This is a genomic window from Mesorhizobium sp. B2-6-4, from assembly GCF_006441495.1.
Lineage (GTDB): Bacteria > Pseudomonadota > Alphaproteobacteria > Rhizobiales > Rhizobiaceae > Mesorhizobium.
The window spans coordinates 44,647-58,121 of record NZ_VFUE01000004.1; the positions used below are offsets into that span (position 1 = coordinate 44,647).

Below are 13,475 nucleotides of genomic sequence, written 5' to 3' on the forward strand. Positions count from 1 at the left end.
AGGTGTGACGGAGCACTATCATCTCAGCCAGTCGCATTAAAACGCTACCCTGTCGCCACCCTTCAGCGCCAGCATGTCGCGTGCTTCGGCCGGGGTGGCAACCTCCAGCGACAGTCCATCGAGAATGCCACGGATACGGCGCACCTGATCGGCATTGGATTTCGCCAGCTGGCGGCCGTCGTAGAGACTGTCTTCGAGCCCGACACGGACGTTGCCGCCCATCGCCGCGGCGATCGAGATCAGCGGCATCTGGTGGCGGCCTGCGGCCAGCACCGAGAACTGGTAGCTGTCGCCGAACAGCTTGTCGGCGACGCGCTTCATGTGGATGAGATTGTCCGGGTCGGCGCCGATGCCGCCAAGAATGCCCAGCACGAACTGGATGAACAGCGGCCCCGACACCAGCCCACGGTCGCGGAAATGCGCCAGCGAATAGAGGTGGCCGACATCGTAGCACTCGAATTCGAAACGCGTGCCACAACCCTTGCCCAGTCTCTCGAGAACGCCCTCCATGTCGGCGAAGGTATTCTTGAAGATCGTGTCGCGTGTGGCTTCCAGCAACTTCGGTTCCCATTCGTGTTGCCATTCCCTTGGCTTGTCGAGCATCGGGAACAGCGCGAAATTCATCGAGCCCATGTTGAGCGAACACATTTCGGGCTCGGCCCGCAAAGGTGCCGCCAGCCGCTGGTCCAGCGTCATCAGGGAGGAGCCGCCGGTTGTGATGTTGATCACCGCCGACGTCGCCTGCTTGATGCGCGGCAGGAACTGCATGAACACGTCCGGATCGGCCGTAGGCCGTCCGTTTTTTGGGTCGCGGGCATGCAAGTGCAGGATCGAGGCGCCGGCCTCGGCCGCGGCGATGGCATCCGCCGCGATCTGGTCCGGCGTTACCGGCAGATAAGGCGACATGGACGGTGTATGCACCGAGCCGGTGACGGCGCAGGTGATGATGACCTTTCTCGGCGCCATTGTTTTATCCCCGGCCTTCGACCGGAAGGTCGAGTTCGGCAGCCAGAACTTCGAGCGAGTCGCCGATGATGGAGATGATCTCGCCGACCTGCTCGCTGGTGACGATCATCGGTGGTGCGACCATGAAATTGTCGCCGTCGACACCGCCCTTGACCTTGCGGCCATAGATGATCAGCCCGCGCTCATAGGCGAGGTCGAGCAGGCGCTGCGTCGCCTTCCTGCTCTGGTCGATCGGCCGCAGCGTTTCGGGATCGGCAAGCATCTCGGCGCCGGTGAGCAGGCCCTTGCCGCGCACGTCGGCGATGAACGGGAAGCGCTTGGCTAGCTCTCGCAATCCGTCCATCAGCACATCGCCCATGGCGGCGGCATTGGCGATCAGGTCGAGGCGGTCCATTTCGCCGAGCACGGCCAGCCCTGCGGCGCAGGCGAGCGGATTGCCGGCATAGGTATGGCCGTGCTGGAAGCCGCCGGAGGCGAGCAGCGGCTGCACCAGCCGCATCGGCGCCGCCAGCGCGCCGAGCGGCGCGTAACCCGATCCCAGGCCTTTTGATAGCGCGACGATGTCCGGCTTGCAGTTCCAATGGTCGCCGCCGAGGAATTTTCCCGTGCGGCCGGCGCCGCTCATCACTTCGTCATGGATGAGCAGGATGCCGTAGCGGTCGCAGATTTCGCGGATGCGCCCATAATAACTGTCCGGCGCGACAAGCGCCGCTGTCGCCGCGCCGCCGATCGGTTCCATGATGAAGGCGACCACGCTCTCCGGCCCCTCGGCCAGGATCTTCTCCTCCAGCATGTCGGCATAGCGGAGACCGCGCTGTTCCATCGAGAGATTGTCGCGGTCGCGCCAGGCCGCCGGTGCCGGCACGGTCGGCATCACCCGCATCATTGGCGTGAAGGTCTCGGCCAGCGCGTAGTCGCCGGTGATCGACAGTGAACCCAGCGTGCCGCCGTGATAGGAGGGGAAGCGCGTGATCACCTTCCAGCGGCTGGCCTGGCCGGTGGCCACCGCCCACTGCCGCGCCAGCTTGATGCAGGATTCGGTCGCTTCCGAGCCGCCTGAGACGAAGAAGATGCGATCCATGCCTTCGGGCAGCTTGCCGGCCAGCTCACGCGCCAGCTCTTCTGCCGGTTCGTTCTCGAAATGCAGCCGGTAGGCGAAGGTGGCGCGGTCCATCTGCCGCTTCATGGCGTCGAGCACATTGCGGTTGGAATGACCGATATTGGCGACCATCGGGCCGCTTGATCCGTCGATGAAGCGGCGGCCGTCCTGCGTCCACATATAGATGCCCTCGGCACGGTCGATCAGCGGCCGGCGCAGGCTGGAGAGATAGAACAGATGCGATTGGCGCCGGGCTTCGGTGTCCGGGGCGGCGGTCTGGGCTTTCGACATGTCAGGACTTTCCGAGATAACGATCGAGGACATTTTGGGTAACGCGTTCGACCATCGGGTCCTGCCTCAGCAGGCCGGCGACCCATTCGCAGCTTCCGGCGTGGAAGACCTCGCCCTTGCCGCGCGGGAAATTGACGATCATGCCGTTGCCGCGTTTGACTTTTTCCAGATTGGCGTCGCTCCGATCGCCGAACAGCGTCTCGGCGCTGAAGCGACCATCCTCGTCGGTGAGAAACTGATCCTCGATCGGGATATCGGCGCTTTCCTCGACCTGGCTGGCCATGCCGACGGCGAGAACCTGCAAGCCGTCCGGTGCGCCGCTGGTCGCGGTCGGGTAGGGAAGGCCGCCGCGGATTTCGAAATCCAGCCCGTCGACCTCATAGCCATAGACATGGCTGTCGGCGCCAAGCAGGTCGCCATAGTAGATGCCGGTTCCGGCAAAGGCCCAGTGCTCGGGCCGATACACGGGAAAGCCGCGCACGCCGCGTGGCGCGCAGCCGCCCCATCCGGCATAGAGGCCGCGTGTGGCGTTGAGCCCGAAGGTCGCCGAACCCGGCCGGCCGATCTCGGGCGCCTCCCAGGAATTGGTGGCGCGGGTGACGTCGCCGCCGCGATAGGCGGGGTCCTCGGCTCGGGCGCGGTATTTGTAGCAGACCTGCCGCCGGCCTTCATCCTCCAGCCGCGTCTGCCACATGAAGTTGCCGGCGAAGCGCGCCGCATGGCCGCCACGTTCGACGTAGCTGTCGACCGCATCGCGCATTTCCCAGGTCCAGTACTCGTCATGGCCGACAAAGACGGCGCAGTCGTAGCCATCGAGAATGTCGGGCGAGAAATGCAGATCGTGCTGGCTGGCGAGATCGACGGCGTAGCCCGCCCGTTCGGCGAAGCGGAAGAAGTGGCTGTCATAGCTCGCCCAGCCCGACGAGGCGTATTTCTTCGAATGGCCGGTGGCGAGCGCCCATTCCATGTGTGGATAGCGCGGCACTGTCTTCGGCGGCACCGCGACTTTCAACGGCACACGCGGCGCCTCCTTGGGCAGCACGACGAAGCCGCGGCACCAGGGGCGCTGCGTCGAGACGATCGGAGAATATTCGTTACGGTCCGGCCCGGTGATGCCCTGGTAGTGATTGGAGCCGCCCCAGGTGTTGTAGGCGAGCCAGGTGCCTGTCGCCGCCACCTGCAGTACACGGCCTGGCTTCTTGCCGGGCAGGGGCGCGACGATGAAAAGATGATGGGATTGGATCGGCTTGCCGTCGCGGCCTTCAGCAGTCAGCGTCACCCGGTAAGCGCCGGACGGCCAGTCGCTGCCGACGCTGAATTCGAACGAGGCTTCCCAGCCGCAGCCTTCGGCCGAGCACTGGTCTGGACTTTCCTGCCAACGCGCCGGAATGCCGGACTTCTCGAATACCTTTGTCTCGGTGCCACCGTCGCGGACGATCGTCATGATGAAGGACGGAGCCGTCGAACTGACATGCAGCGTCACTGTCTCGCCGGCGCGATAGGAAAACCGGTCGCTGTAGCACCAGATTTCACCGCGCTCGCCATCCATACCTGGCCATTCGTAGTAGTGTCCGCGCACCGCGTGCCGGCGTTGCTCTGGCGTCAATCCGAAATCGGGGAATTCAGTGGTCAATCTGGTCATTGTCATGCTCAGGCTGAAAGGTATTTCTTGAGGAAGGTGCGGGTGCGTTCCTTTTGCGGGGCGCGGAAGATGTCGCCCGGCGGGCCTTCTTCCACTACCACGCCGCCATCCATGAACAGCACCCTGTCGGCCACTTCGCCGGCAAAGCGCATTTCGTGCGTTACGATGAGCATGGTCATGTGCTCGGCGGCAAGCTGCTTCATCACCGCGTTGACCTCGTCGACCAGCTCCGGATCGAGCGCCGAGGTGGCCTCGTCGAACAGCATCACCTTGGGCTGCATGGCCAGCGCGCGGGCAATCGCCACACGCTGCTTCTGCCCGCCCGAAAGACGCGAGGGATAGGCGTCGATCTTGTCGGAGAGCCCGACCTTGGACAACAGTTCAAGCGCCAGCGCACGAGCTTCGGCTTTCGGCATGCTTTTCAGGATCACCGGCCCCATCGTGATGTTCTCGATCACGGTCAAATGCGGGAACAGGTTAAAGTGCTGGAACACCATGCCCATCTGCTGGCGCACCTTGTTGATGTGCCTTTCGAACGCCTGGCCATGCAGCTTCTGGTTCACTTGCAGGCCGTCCAGCCAGACCTCACCGCTGTTCAAACCCTCGAGATGGTTGATGGAACGCAGCAGCGTGCTCTTGCCGGAGCCGCTCGGGCCGATGATGGCGACGATCTGCCCACGTTCGACCGACAGGTCGATACCTCTGAGGACCTCGACGGCGCCAAACGATTTGCGTGCGCCGCGGACCTCGACCATTGGCCGCTGCGTGCTCATCGGGAAACCTCCACATGTCTTTCGAACCGATGCAGGGCCGCTTCGAGCACGAGGTTGAGAATGTAGTAGAGCGCGGCGGCAGTGATGTAGAATTCGAAAGGGCGAAACGTTTCGCTGATCGCCAGTTGCGCCGAGTGAACCAGTTCGGCAATGCCGATGACCGAGACGATGGAGGATTCCTTCAACAGCGCGATCAAATTGCTGCCGATCGGTGGCGCCGTGTTGCGGATGGCTTGCGGTATCACGACGTGGCGCAGCGTCTGCCACTTGCCGAAGCCGATGCTGCGCGCGCCTTCCGTCTGGCCGACATCGACGGCCACGATGCCTGCGCGGATGACATCGGCATTGTAGACGGCAAAATGCAGTCCAAGGCCGACAATGCCGGCCGCAAGCGCAGGGATGTCGATGCCGACCTGCACCAGGCCAAAATAGATCAGGAAGAGCTGCAATAGCAGCGGCGTGCCCATGAATACCCACATGAAGGCGCGTACGGGGTAGGCCAGGATTGCCGGCGCGTAAAGTACGATCACGGCAAAGAAGATGCCGCCGACGAAGCTGAGCGCTCCCGCCGAGACCGTCAGCACTGATGTCCACCAGGCGCCGGTCAGCAGAAGATCCCAGTAGGGCGCGATGACTGTGAAATCCAGGCCTTGCATCGTGTTCTGCCTCAGACGATCGCGAAGCGTTTGTCGAGCATGTCGACTATGCGGGCGACGGCATAGACCATGATCATGTAGAGCAGGGCCGCGACGCCGAAGATTTCGAACGGCTTGTAGGTGGAGCCGATGAAGCGCTGCGCGGTGTAGGTCAATTCCACGACCGAGATGGTGGACACCAGGGCCGAGCCTTTCAACAGCGCGACCGTGTTGACGCCAAGCGGGCGGATCATCAGCCGGGCGGCTTGCGGCAGCACGACCTTGCGCAAGGTCTGGAACCGGCCGAATCCGATTGTGCGGGCCGCCTCCGTCTGGCCCCGGTCGACCGCAACCACCGCGCCCCGGATTGATTCCGCCATGTACGCGCCGATATTGAGGCCGAGGCCGATCACGCCGGCCGCGAACGGATCCAGATTGATGCCGATCTGCGGGCCGCCGAAATAGAGCACGAAGAGCTGGATCAGGCACGGTGTGCCGCGAAACAGGCTCACATAGAGCGTGCCGACGGCCCGCAGGATCGCCGATCTCGACATTCTTGCGGTCGCGGCAAGTGCTGCCACGGCCAGCCCCAGAACCAGGGCCAGCGCTGTCAGTTCCAGCGTCACCAAGGCGGCTTCCACGAAGAACGGGAAGACGCGCTGCATCAAGGAGAAATCCATGGAATGGCCCGGCGCAGTGGCTTTCGGCTTCAGGCGGCCTGGACCGCCGAAGCCTGGCGAAGTTAGCGGATGTCGCTGCCGACCCAGTGCATCGATATCTTCTCGTAGGTACCATCGGCCATCATGCCGTCCAGCGCCTTCTGCATGGCGGCCTTGAGCTCGGGATTGTCCTTGCGGATGGCGATGCCGATGGCGACGCTGCCGCCTTCGATACCCGGCGTGTCGAGCTTGCGTACCTTCTCGCCGGTCTCCTTGACGGCGACCATGACCGGAATGTTGTCGACGACGATGGCGTCGACGCGGCCCGCCTTCAATTCCAGCAGCAATTCCGGCAGCCCCTTATAGGTGCGGATGTCCCAGCCGCCCTGTTGGCGCGCCCATTTCTCATGCGTTTCGCCGAGCGTCACGCCAAGGGTCTTGCCCTTGAGTTCGTCGAGGCTCTGCACCTTGGAATCCTGGTTGACGAAAACCGCACGGCCGGCGTGATAGTAGGGGCCGACGAAATCGACCACCTTCTCACGCTCCGGCGTGATCGTCATCGAGCCGACCACGGTGTCGTATTTGTTGGCGAGCAGGCCGGCGATGATGCCGTCCCAGGCGGTCGTGATGATGGTGCCCTTGACGCCGATACGCTCGGCGATGGCCTTGCCGATATCGGCGTCGAAGCCGACGACCTCGTTCTGGTCGTTGACGAAGTTGAAGGGGGGATACTGCCCGCTCATGGAAATCTTCAATTCGCCCGCCGCCTTGACCTTCTCGAGGTCATCGGCCCTGGCCGAGACGTTAGCGAAGGAAGACGCAAACAGCAGCGCCGCGACGGCAATGCCGGAAAATACCTTGTTCATTTGAAACCTGTCCTCTGGATGGAGCGCGAAGGCTTGTTCTTGGGAGGCGTTGGGGCGCACTCCTGACGGCAATGATTGCCTTTGCGGTAGCATTGCGCAAATAGATAATGGAAATAGGGAGCATAGATATCAGGAATGGCATTGCCGCGCCCCGAACGGCTGGTCTGGGATCTGGACTGGAACCTTTTGCGGACATTCGTCGTCATCGCGGAGGTGAAGAGCATCACGCGTGCCGCCGAGAGGCTGAACCTCAAGCAGCCAAGCGTCAGCAATGCGCTGCGGCGGCTGGAAGACCGGGTCGGCCGGCGGCTGGTCGAACGCGATGCGACGCGCTTCGAGCTCACCGAGGTTGGACGGCTTCTCTACGAGCAGAGCATCGAGGTGTTCGGCACCATATCGCAGCTGCCGCTCTTGATGCGCGGCATCAGCGACGATGTCACCGGCCACGTCATGATCGCGACCGCCAGCCATGTGGTCTCGCCGCTGTTCGATCGGGCGCTGTCGGAATTCCACCGCAACTATCCGCGCGCCAGCATCACCATTTCGGTCGCGGCAAGCACCGAAGTGGCCAAGCAGGTGAGGGAGCGCCGTGCTTCGTTTGGCGTCTGCCTGGTCAGCCAGCGCGATCCGGCGCTGCAATACGACATGGTCTATCGCGAGTTCTTCGGCTTCTTTTGCGGGCCGCGGCACAGGCTCTATGGGCAAACCGGACTGACGCTCGCCGATCTCCGCGACGAGCCGTCAGTATCGTTCCAGACCGACCATATTTCGGATGCGCTGCGGCCGGTCGCACTATTGCGTAGCGAAGCACGGCTGAACGCCGATGTCGTGGGCGTTTCGTCGAGCCTGGAGGAGGTGCGGCGCATGATCGTCGCCGGGCTCGGCATCGGCCCGCTGCCGCTGCATGTGGCGCGGCGCGATGTGGCCGACGGCGCGCTGTGGCGGCTGCCGCCCTATGATGCGCCGCCGGCCATCGATATCTTCCTGCTGGTCAATCCGGACAAGGCGATGAACCGCGCCGAGAAGGCGTTGCTGTCAGGGCTGCAGGCGCTGATTGCCGAGACGCCGCTCGAGGACCGTATCTACAAAGGCTGATACGCAATATCGACTGCGCGGCGGCAGACAAACCCGGTTGCCTCCGCCCTATTCGTCGCCACGCCCTTGGCCCTCGTCAACAAAGCGACTATCTCAGGATAAGGCGGCGTTCCGCCCGGGGGGTCGACATGCTCAGAGTGCAGAAGGTCAAGGTCGACGACATCTACGTGCCGACGGCGCGTAAGAAGACGCTGCATCCCGAGACGGTCCGTCATCTCGCCGAGGACATTCTGGAAAATGGCATGAAGATGCCGATCCAGGTCCGTCACGACGGCAAGCGTCATATCCTGGTAGAAGGCCTGCATCGGCTGGAAGCGGCCAAGTGGCTCGGCGAGACCGAGATCGATGCCTATCTGGTGCAAGCCAAGCGCCACTGACGCGTCCTCGATTTCGCCGTTGGTCCTCATCCACGGGAAAGCCCCGGAATTTCTCCTTGATGATGTCGGTTTGCATTTCGCTGGTTCGTCCTTGGGACGGAAGCCGGTCAGACCAATATTTTCGATCGGTTTTCGCGCGGGTTGGGGCCGATGCACCAGCCAGCTCAAGAACGCACCGACACACGGACAGACTGGAGGAGATCGATATGTCCAAAGCCTTGCTTTTCGCCATTCTTGCTTCGGCCGCGGCGCTTCTCGCCTGTCCGGGCATCGCCAACGCAAACGAGGTAAAATCTGCCATGACGACCGAAGCGAAGACACCGCCGAAGCCTGAAAAATCCGGCCTGCTGCCGATCAACGGCCTGAATTACTATTATGCCGTCCACGGCAAAGGCGAGCCGCTGCTTCTGCTGCATGGCGGTCTCGGCACAGCGGACATGTTCGCCCCCATTCTGCCGAAGCTTGCCGAACATCGCACTGTCATCACCGTCGACCTGCAAGGCCATGGCCGCACCGCGCTTGGCGACCGGCCGTTCACGCTGGAGGCGATGGGCGACGACATGGCTGATATCGTCAAACGGCTTGGTTACGGCGAGGTCGACGTCATGGGTTATTCTCTGGGCGGCGGTGTCGCATTCCGGATGGCCGTCCAGCACCCCGAAACGGTGCGCCGGCTTGTGCTGGTCTCGACCGGCTATGCCGCCGACGGTTTCTATGACGAGATGCGCCCGCAGCAGGCGCAAGTGAGCGCGGCAGCGGCCGATTTCATGAAGGACACGCCGATGTACAAATCCTACGTCGCCGTGGCGCCGCATCCCGAGGAGTTCCCGAAGCTGCTCGACACGCTCGGCAACTTCATGCGCCAGAACTACGACTACTCGGCCGATGTTCCCAAGCTGAAGATGCCGGTCATGCTGGCCTACGGGGACAGCGACATGTACAAGCCCGAGCACGAGATCAAGTTCTACCAGATGCTCGGCGGCGGTTTGAAGGACGCGGGCTGGATGCGTGAAAACCTGTCGCGGAACCGCCTGGCGATCCTGCCCAATCGCACCCACTACGACGTCTTCTTCGCTCCAGAGCTGACGGCCGCCGCGCTGCCGTTCCTCAACGGCGAGACCAAGGTGAAGAGCTGGGACGAGGTGGTCGGCGAAACCGAATAGCTTGCCGGCATTGGCTGCCGGCGGTCTCCCTCGAGGCGGCCGGCAGTTTTATCGCTGCAGTCGATGGGATCGCATCAATGCTTTTGAATTGACCCGATATCCGGCCTCGATAGTCTCGCATCAAATCTTCTCGGGAATGGATACGGCAATGGCTAACTATCAGGGCGGATGCCTGTGCGGGGCGGTGCGTTATCGCGCCGACGTCGAGCCCGTCAACGAACGCATCTGCCATTGTCGGCTTTGTCAAAAGGCGATCGGCGCCGCCTTCAATGCGCGTGTGCTGTTTCGCATCGACGATGTGACGGTCGAAGGGCCGTTCGCGATCGTGAACAGCTCGCCGGATATTAAGCGCGGCTTTTGCCCAAGCTGCGGTACGACGATGTTTTCGCGGCGCGATGCCGCCGGAATCATAGGCATCACCACCGGGTCACTCGACGATCCGTCCGTCTTCAAGCCGCAGATGCACATCTGGACCGCCTCCAAGCAGCCCTGGGTGGCGCTCGATGACGGCTTGCCGCAGCACGAACGCGCGCCGCCTGCCTGAGGCCTCCGGCCTCCCTTCTCGACTTATGAAAGAAGGTGGATCTGCGCTTGAGCGCCGTAACCGATGAGCTGTGCCGGATGAAGTGGGCCAACAGAAGGGTGAAGTTACGCGACTATGACGAAACAGTCACGAAATAACCGAAACAGTCACGCGAAAGCCGGCAAAGCGTCATTGGCGAGCCATCATTGTCTCCCTATTTAACCGGTGCGGGCCGGCATTCGAGGAGACGACGGATGAACGACAGCATCAGTACCCTGGACGAGCTTTTGAGCGATCCGATGGTCCTGCTTGTGATGGAGCGCGATCGTGTGCGCCCGGAACAGGTGCGCATGCTGCTCGAACGGGCGCGTCGGCCTTCCGTCGAGGAGCCGGTTGTGCCGCCGGCGCACGTGATCGCCAGGGCGTGCCAGAAGCTCTGGTTGTGCCCCTGATCGCATCGTGATTTCCTCCAGTTTTTACAGGCCGACCCAACGGGCCGGTCTGGCCACTGCCTGGCGCTGCCAACGCGCCGAGGCGGCGCGGTGTTGATATTCGAACGCGCCTTCCGCACTCGCTGACGCCCATTCCCGGGTGCCAGTTCACAGATCCGTAAATTGATTTTCCGTCCCATGGCGGTATGGCTTGCCCAGGGGCCGATCGCCCCAGTCGTTCCCCGCGCAACTCCGATCTCTCTGACATGGAATTCGACATGGCCGACAGCTGCATGCAAGGCATGGACATGGGCTTTGTCGGCCTGGGCTACGCCAAGGTCGCATTTCTCGGCTTGGTGCAAGGCATCACCGAACTGCTGCCGATTTCCTCGACCGCCCACATGCGCGTCGTCCCGGCGATGCTGGGCTGGCAGGATCCCGGCTCCGCTTTCTCCGCCGCCATGCAGCTTGCGGCCCTCGCCGCGGTGATCAGCTACTTCTGGAACGATGTCAGGGACATCCTGTCCGGTTCGGTCAGTGCCTTGAAACGGCGCGATTTGGCCGACCGACATTTCCGGCTGGCGCTCTGGATCGTGCTGGCGACGATCCCGATCGTCATCGCCGGCGTGGCTCTGTCTGGCCTTCTCAACGCCTGCAATTCGCCGCTGCGCGGCCTCGGGGTGATCGGCTGGGCCTGCATCGTGATGGCACTCCTGCTGGCGCTGGCCGAACTCCGTGCCCGCCATGCGCGCACCATGGGCCAGGCTTCCATGGCCGATGCGCTGCTCGTTGGCATCGCCCAAATCGGCGCATTGATCCCGGGCGTCTCGCGGTCCGGTTCGACCTTGACGGCGGCACTGGGGCTCGGCTTCAAGCGGGAAGAAGCGGCGCGCTTTTCATTCCTGCTTGGGCTGCCGGCCATCGCACTCGCCGGTCTCAAGGAGCTTTGGGAACTGCACAAGGCCCATCTCGATGCCCATGGCTGGTCGATCCTCGCGGTCGGCCTAGTGGTTGCCTCGCTATCCGCCTTCTTTGCTATATGGAGCCTGATGCGTGTGCTGGAACGCTTCTCGGCCTGGCCTTTCGTCATTTATCGCGGCGTGCTCGGCATCGCTTTGCTGCTGGGCCTGGCGATGGGATGGCTTGCCTGAAGCAATCCCGGAAAAGCGCGCAGCGGTTTTCCGCCGGCGTCAGACAAGGGAGTAAAAGGCAACTCCAGGAACGTGCGAGCCGGTGTTGCTTCGGCGCAACCCCGGTCGGGCATGAGTCGATCGCCAAAGATGTGATCGGCCGCCTTCATTGACTCCAGGCAAAATCCATCTTTAACGTTCTGTTAACAAAAATAGATGGGTGGGGCCGTATGGCATCCTCGGTGGGTTGGCGCCGCAAGGCGAGGGGTTTGGGGTTTGCGTTTGCGCTGACGGCTTTTTGTTCGGCCGCGGGTTTGGCGAATGCGGGACCGCTTTCCATGACCATCGGCGGGCAAACCTCCCAGCCGATCGGGCACTATGATTTTTGCAAGGTCCATTCTGCCGAATGCTCCATCCGCTCGCCCGCCAACGCTCCGGAGAGCATGACCGGCCAGCTGTTGCGGGAAATTTCCGCCGTAAATCTCTCGGTCAACACTCGCGTCAAGCCGATGAGCGACATGGACAATTACGGCAAGGATGAGTGGTGGGCCTACCCCGATAACGGGTTTGGCGACTGCGAAGACTACGCGCTTGAAAAGCAGCGCGAGCTCCAGGCCGCCGGCATTGCGATCGCCAATCTGCTGATGACGGTGGTGCGCAAGCCGGACGGCGAAGGCCACGCCGTGCTTACGGTGCGCACCGACAAGGGCGATTTCGTCCTCGACAATCTCAGCGACAAGGTTCGCCTCTGGAACCAGACAGGCTATCGCTATCTGAAGAGACAGGCGAGCGACAACAGCGGTCGCTGGGTTTCCATCCTTGGCGGCGACGAGCGGCTCGTCAGCTCTGTTCAATGATGTCGCCGATTTCTTGCGTCGGCAGCCGCACTTCGACCTTGGCCGTTTGATCCATTCCTGCTTGGGACCGTTCTTGCGTCGTGCCGGCGAATGCTGGCGGCGGCTCGTTGGAACTGGCAATCCGGTGCGCGCATGGATCTTTTGACTGTCCTCCAATCCGCGCCATTGCTGCTCGCGCTGATCAAGATCGCGCTGCCGTCGGCGGCGGCGATCGGCATGGGGGTCGGCCAATGGTTCGCCTCGTTGCCGCCGTGCCGCGACCTCGTCTTCGAGGCCACCAGCTACCTGGTCTGCGAGGTCGATCCCAGGCAATATCGGATCGAATTGTTCTGGAAGGATCCGGCCGGCAAGCCCTATCAATCGCTGCACAATCTCGACGATGCCCAGCGGCGGGCCGGGCGCACGATGCTGTTCGCCATCAATGCCGGAATGTACCATCCAAACCTCGCGCCGGTCGGCCTGTATGTCGAGCGCGGGCAGGAACTGGCCTCGGCGAAGGTCGGGTCGGGAAGAGGCAATTTTTCGCTCCAGCCCAATGGCATCTTCTACATCAGCGACGGCAAGGCCGCGGTCCGCGCGACAAGGGATTTCCTAAAGAAGCGTTCGCCCACCGATTATGCCACGCAGTCCGGGCCGATGCTGGTGATCAACGGCAAGTTGCACCAGAAATTCCGGGCCGACAGCACCTCGCGCAAGACGCGCGACGGTGTCGGGGTGCGAAAGGACGGCGTCGTCGTCTTCGCCATTTCGAATGGCACGGTGACATTCCATACATTCGCACGCCTGTTTCGCGACGGGCTCGGCTGCGACAATGCGCTGTTCCTCGACGGGTCGATATCGAGCCTGCTCGCGCCGGCCATCGGCCGCAATGACGACTACTGGAACCTGGGGCCGATGATCGGCGTCTTCAGGCGATAGGATGGGCAGGCGTAGATTGCGCTTGTCGTCGCGCACGGCCCACACCCGCA

15 protein-coding genes are annotated in these 13,475 nt (G+C 62.7%); 8 read left to right on the top strand and 7 right to left on the bottom strand.

From position 1 onward, the window contains the following. Positions 1 to 36 precede the first annotated feature (36 nt). The 7 genes from FJ426_RS06810 to FJ426_RS06840 form a co-directional block, all read right to left on the bottom strand. Positions 37 to 966, bottom strand: coding sequence for a 3-keto-5-aminohexanoate cleavage protein (locus tag FJ426_RS06810; RefSeq protein ID WP_140560996.1), 930 nt, complete (start codon positions 964 to 966; stop codon positions 37 to 39). Between the two features lie 4 nt (positions 967 to 970). Continuing rightward, positions 971 to 2,356, bottom strand: coding sequence for an aspartate aminotransferase family protein (locus FJ426_RS06815; RefSeq protein WP_140560997.1), 1,386 nt, complete (start codon positions 2,354 to 2,356; stop codon positions 971 to 973). 1 nt (position 2,357) lies between these two features. Next, positions 2,358 to 3,998: a N,N-dimethylformamidase beta subunit family domain-containing protein gene (locus FJ426_RS06820; RefSeq protein ID WP_140560998.1), complete on the bottom strand. Its 1,641-nt coding sequence runs from the start codon at positions 3,996 to 3,998 to the stop codon at positions 2,358 to 2,360. 8 nt (positions 3,999 to 4,006) lie between these two features. Beyond that, positions 4,007 to 4,771: an amino acid ABC transporter ATP-binding protein gene (locus FJ426_RS06825; RefSeq protein WP_140560999.1), complete on the bottom strand. Its 765-nt coding sequence runs from the start codon at positions 4,769 to 4,771 to the stop codon at positions 4,007 to 4,009. Beyond that, the gene (locus FJ426_RS06830; protein WP_140561000.1) at positions 4,768 to 5,427 is read right to left on the bottom strand and encodes an amino acid ABC transporter permease; all 660 of its coding nucleotides are present in this window, start codon (positions 5,425 to 5,427) and stop codon (positions 4,768 to 4,770) included. The genes FJ426_RS06825 and FJ426_RS06830 overlap by 4 nt, the downstream gene beginning before the upstream one ends. A gap of 11 nt (positions 5,428 to 5,438) precedes the next feature. Beyond that, positions 5,439 to 6,086 (bottom strand): amino acid ABC transporter permease, encoded by a 648-nt coding sequence (locus tag FJ426_RS06835; protein WP_140493767.1) that lies wholly within the window; start codon positions 6,084 to 6,086, stop codon positions 5,439 to 5,441. 62 nt (positions 6,087 to 6,148) lie between these two features. Next, positions 6,149 to 6,931 carry an ABC transporter substrate-binding protein gene (locus FJ426_RS06840; protein ID WP_140493765.1) on the bottom strand — a complete coding sequence of 261 codons (783 nt, stop codon included), beginning with the start codon at positions 6,929 to 6,931 and terminating at the stop codon, positions 6,149 to 6,151. A 135-nt stretch (positions 6,932 to 7,066) separates the two neighbouring features. Here FJ426_RS06840 and FJ426_RS06845 point away from each other — a divergent pair, with 135 nt between their 5' ends. The 8 genes from FJ426_RS06845 to FJ426_RS06880 all read left to right on the top strand — a co-directional run bounded on the left by FJ426_RS06845 (position 7,067) and on the right by FJ426_RS06880 (position 13,425). Further along, positions 7,067 to 8,026, top strand: coding sequence for a LysR family transcriptional regulator (locus FJ426_RS06845; RefSeq protein WP_140493763.1), 960 nt, complete (start codon positions 7,067 to 7,069; stop codon positions 8,024 to 8,026). A 128-nt stretch (positions 8,027 to 8,154) separates the two neighbouring features. Further along, the gene (locus FJ426_RS06850) at positions 8,155 to 8,403 is read left to right on the top strand and encodes a ParB N-terminal domain-containing protein (RefSeq protein ID WP_006206067.1); all 249 of its coding nucleotides are present in this window, start codon (positions 8,155 to 8,157) and stop codon (positions 8,401 to 8,403) included. A 206-nt stretch (positions 8,404 to 8,609) separates the two neighbouring features. Then, complete coding sequence (locus tag FJ426_RS06855) at positions 8,610 to 9,566, top strand: alpha/beta hydrolase (protein ID WP_140561001.1); 957 nt, start codon at positions 8,610 to 8,612, stop codon at positions 9,564 to 9,566. A gap of 148 nt (positions 9,567 to 9,714) precedes the next feature. Then, positions 9,715 to 10,110 (top strand): GFA family protein, encoded by a 396-nt coding sequence (locus FJ426_RS06860; RefSeq protein ID WP_140561047.1) that lies wholly within the window; start codon positions 9,715 to 9,717, stop codon positions 10,108 to 10,110. A 233-nt stretch (positions 10,111 to 10,343) separates the two neighbouring features. Continuing rightward, the gene (locus FJ426_RS06865) at positions 10,344 to 10,541 is read left to right on the top strand and encodes a hypothetical protein (RefSeq protein ID WP_140493757.1); all 198 of its coding nucleotides are present in this window, start codon (positions 10,344 to 10,346) and stop codon (positions 10,539 to 10,541) included. Between the two features lie 257 nt (positions 10,542 to 10,798). Next, entirely contained in the window at positions 10,799 to 11,671 is an 873-nt protein-coding gene (locus tag FJ426_RS06870) for an undecaprenyl-diphosphate phosphatase (RefSeq protein WP_140558518.1), read from the top strand. Positions 11,672 to 11,880: 209 nt separating this feature from the next. Continuing rightward, positions 11,881 to 12,507 (top strand): transglutaminase-like cysteine peptidase, encoded by a 627-nt coding sequence (locus FJ426_RS06875; RefSeq protein WP_140561002.1) that lies wholly within the window; start codon positions 11,881 to 11,883, stop codon positions 12,505 to 12,507. 132 nt (positions 12,508 to 12,639) lie between these two features. Continuing rightward, on the top strand, positions 12,640 to 13,425 hold the full coding sequence (locus tag FJ426_RS06880) for a phosphodiester glycosidase family protein (protein WP_140561003.1): 786 nt from the start codon (positions 12,640 to 12,642) through the stop codon (positions 13,423 to 13,425). Positions 13,426 to 13,475 lie beyond the last annotated feature (50 nt).

Bases quoted from the DNA above. Each gene is read 5' to 3' on its own strand.
- FJ426_RS06810 (WP_140560996.1), bottom strand. From the start codon at position 966: ATGGCGCCGAGAAAGGTCATCATCACCTGCGCCGTCACCGGCTCGGTG.
- FJ426_RS06815 (WP_140560997.1), bottom strand. From the start codon at position 2,356: ATGTCGAAAGCCCAGACCGCCGCCCCGGACACCGAAGCCCGGCGCCAA.
- FJ426_RS06820 (WP_140560998.1), bottom strand. From the start codon at position 3,998: ATGACCAGATTGACCACTGAATTCCCCGATTTCGGATTGACGCCAGAG.
- FJ426_RS06825 (WP_140560999.1), bottom strand. From the start codon at position 4,771: ATGAGCACGCAGCGGCCAATGGTCGAGGTCCGCGGCGCACGCAAATCG.
- FJ426_RS06830 (WP_140561000.1), bottom strand. From the start codon at position 5,427: ATGCAAGGCCTGGATTTCACAGTCATCGCGCCCTACTGGGATCTTCTG.
- FJ426_RS06835 (WP_140493767.1), bottom strand. From the start codon at position 6,086: ATGGATTTCTCCTTGATGCAGCGCGTCTTCCCGTTCTTCGTGGAAGCC.
- FJ426_RS06840 (WP_140493765.1), bottom strand. From the start codon at position 6,931: ATGAACAAGGTATTTTCCGGCATTGCCGTCGCGGCGCTGCTGTTTGCG.
- FJ426_RS06845 (WP_140493763.1), top strand. From the start codon at position 7,067: ATGGCATTGCCGCGCCCCGAACGGCTGGTCTGGGATCTGGACTGGAAC.
- FJ426_RS06850 (WP_006206067.1), top strand. From the start codon at position 8,155: ATGCTCAGAGTGCAGAAGGTCAAGGTCGACGACATCTACGTGCCGACG.
- FJ426_RS06855 (WP_140561001.1), top strand. From the start codon at position 8,610: ATGTCCAAAGCCTTGCTTTTCGCCATTCTTGCTTCGGCCGCGGCGCTT.
- FJ426_RS06860 (WP_140561047.1), top strand. From the start codon at position 9,715: ATGGCTAACTATCAGGGCGGATGCCTGTGCGGGGCGGTGCGTTATCGC.
- FJ426_RS06865 (WP_140493757.1), top strand. From the start codon at position 10,344: ATGAACGACAGCATCAGTACCCTGGACGAGCTTTTGAGCGATCCGATG.
- FJ426_RS06870 (WP_140558518.1), top strand. From the start codon at position 10,799: ATGGCCGACAGCTGCATGCAAGGCATGGACATGGGCTTTGTCGGCCTG.
- FJ426_RS06875 (WP_140561002.1), top strand. From the start codon at position 11,881: ATGGCATCCTCGGTGGGTTGGCGCCGCAAGGCGAGGGGTTTGGGGTTT.
- FJ426_RS06880 (WP_140561003.1), top strand. From the start codon at position 12,640: ATGGATCTTTTGACTGTCCTCCAATCCGCGCCATTGCTGCTCGCGCTG.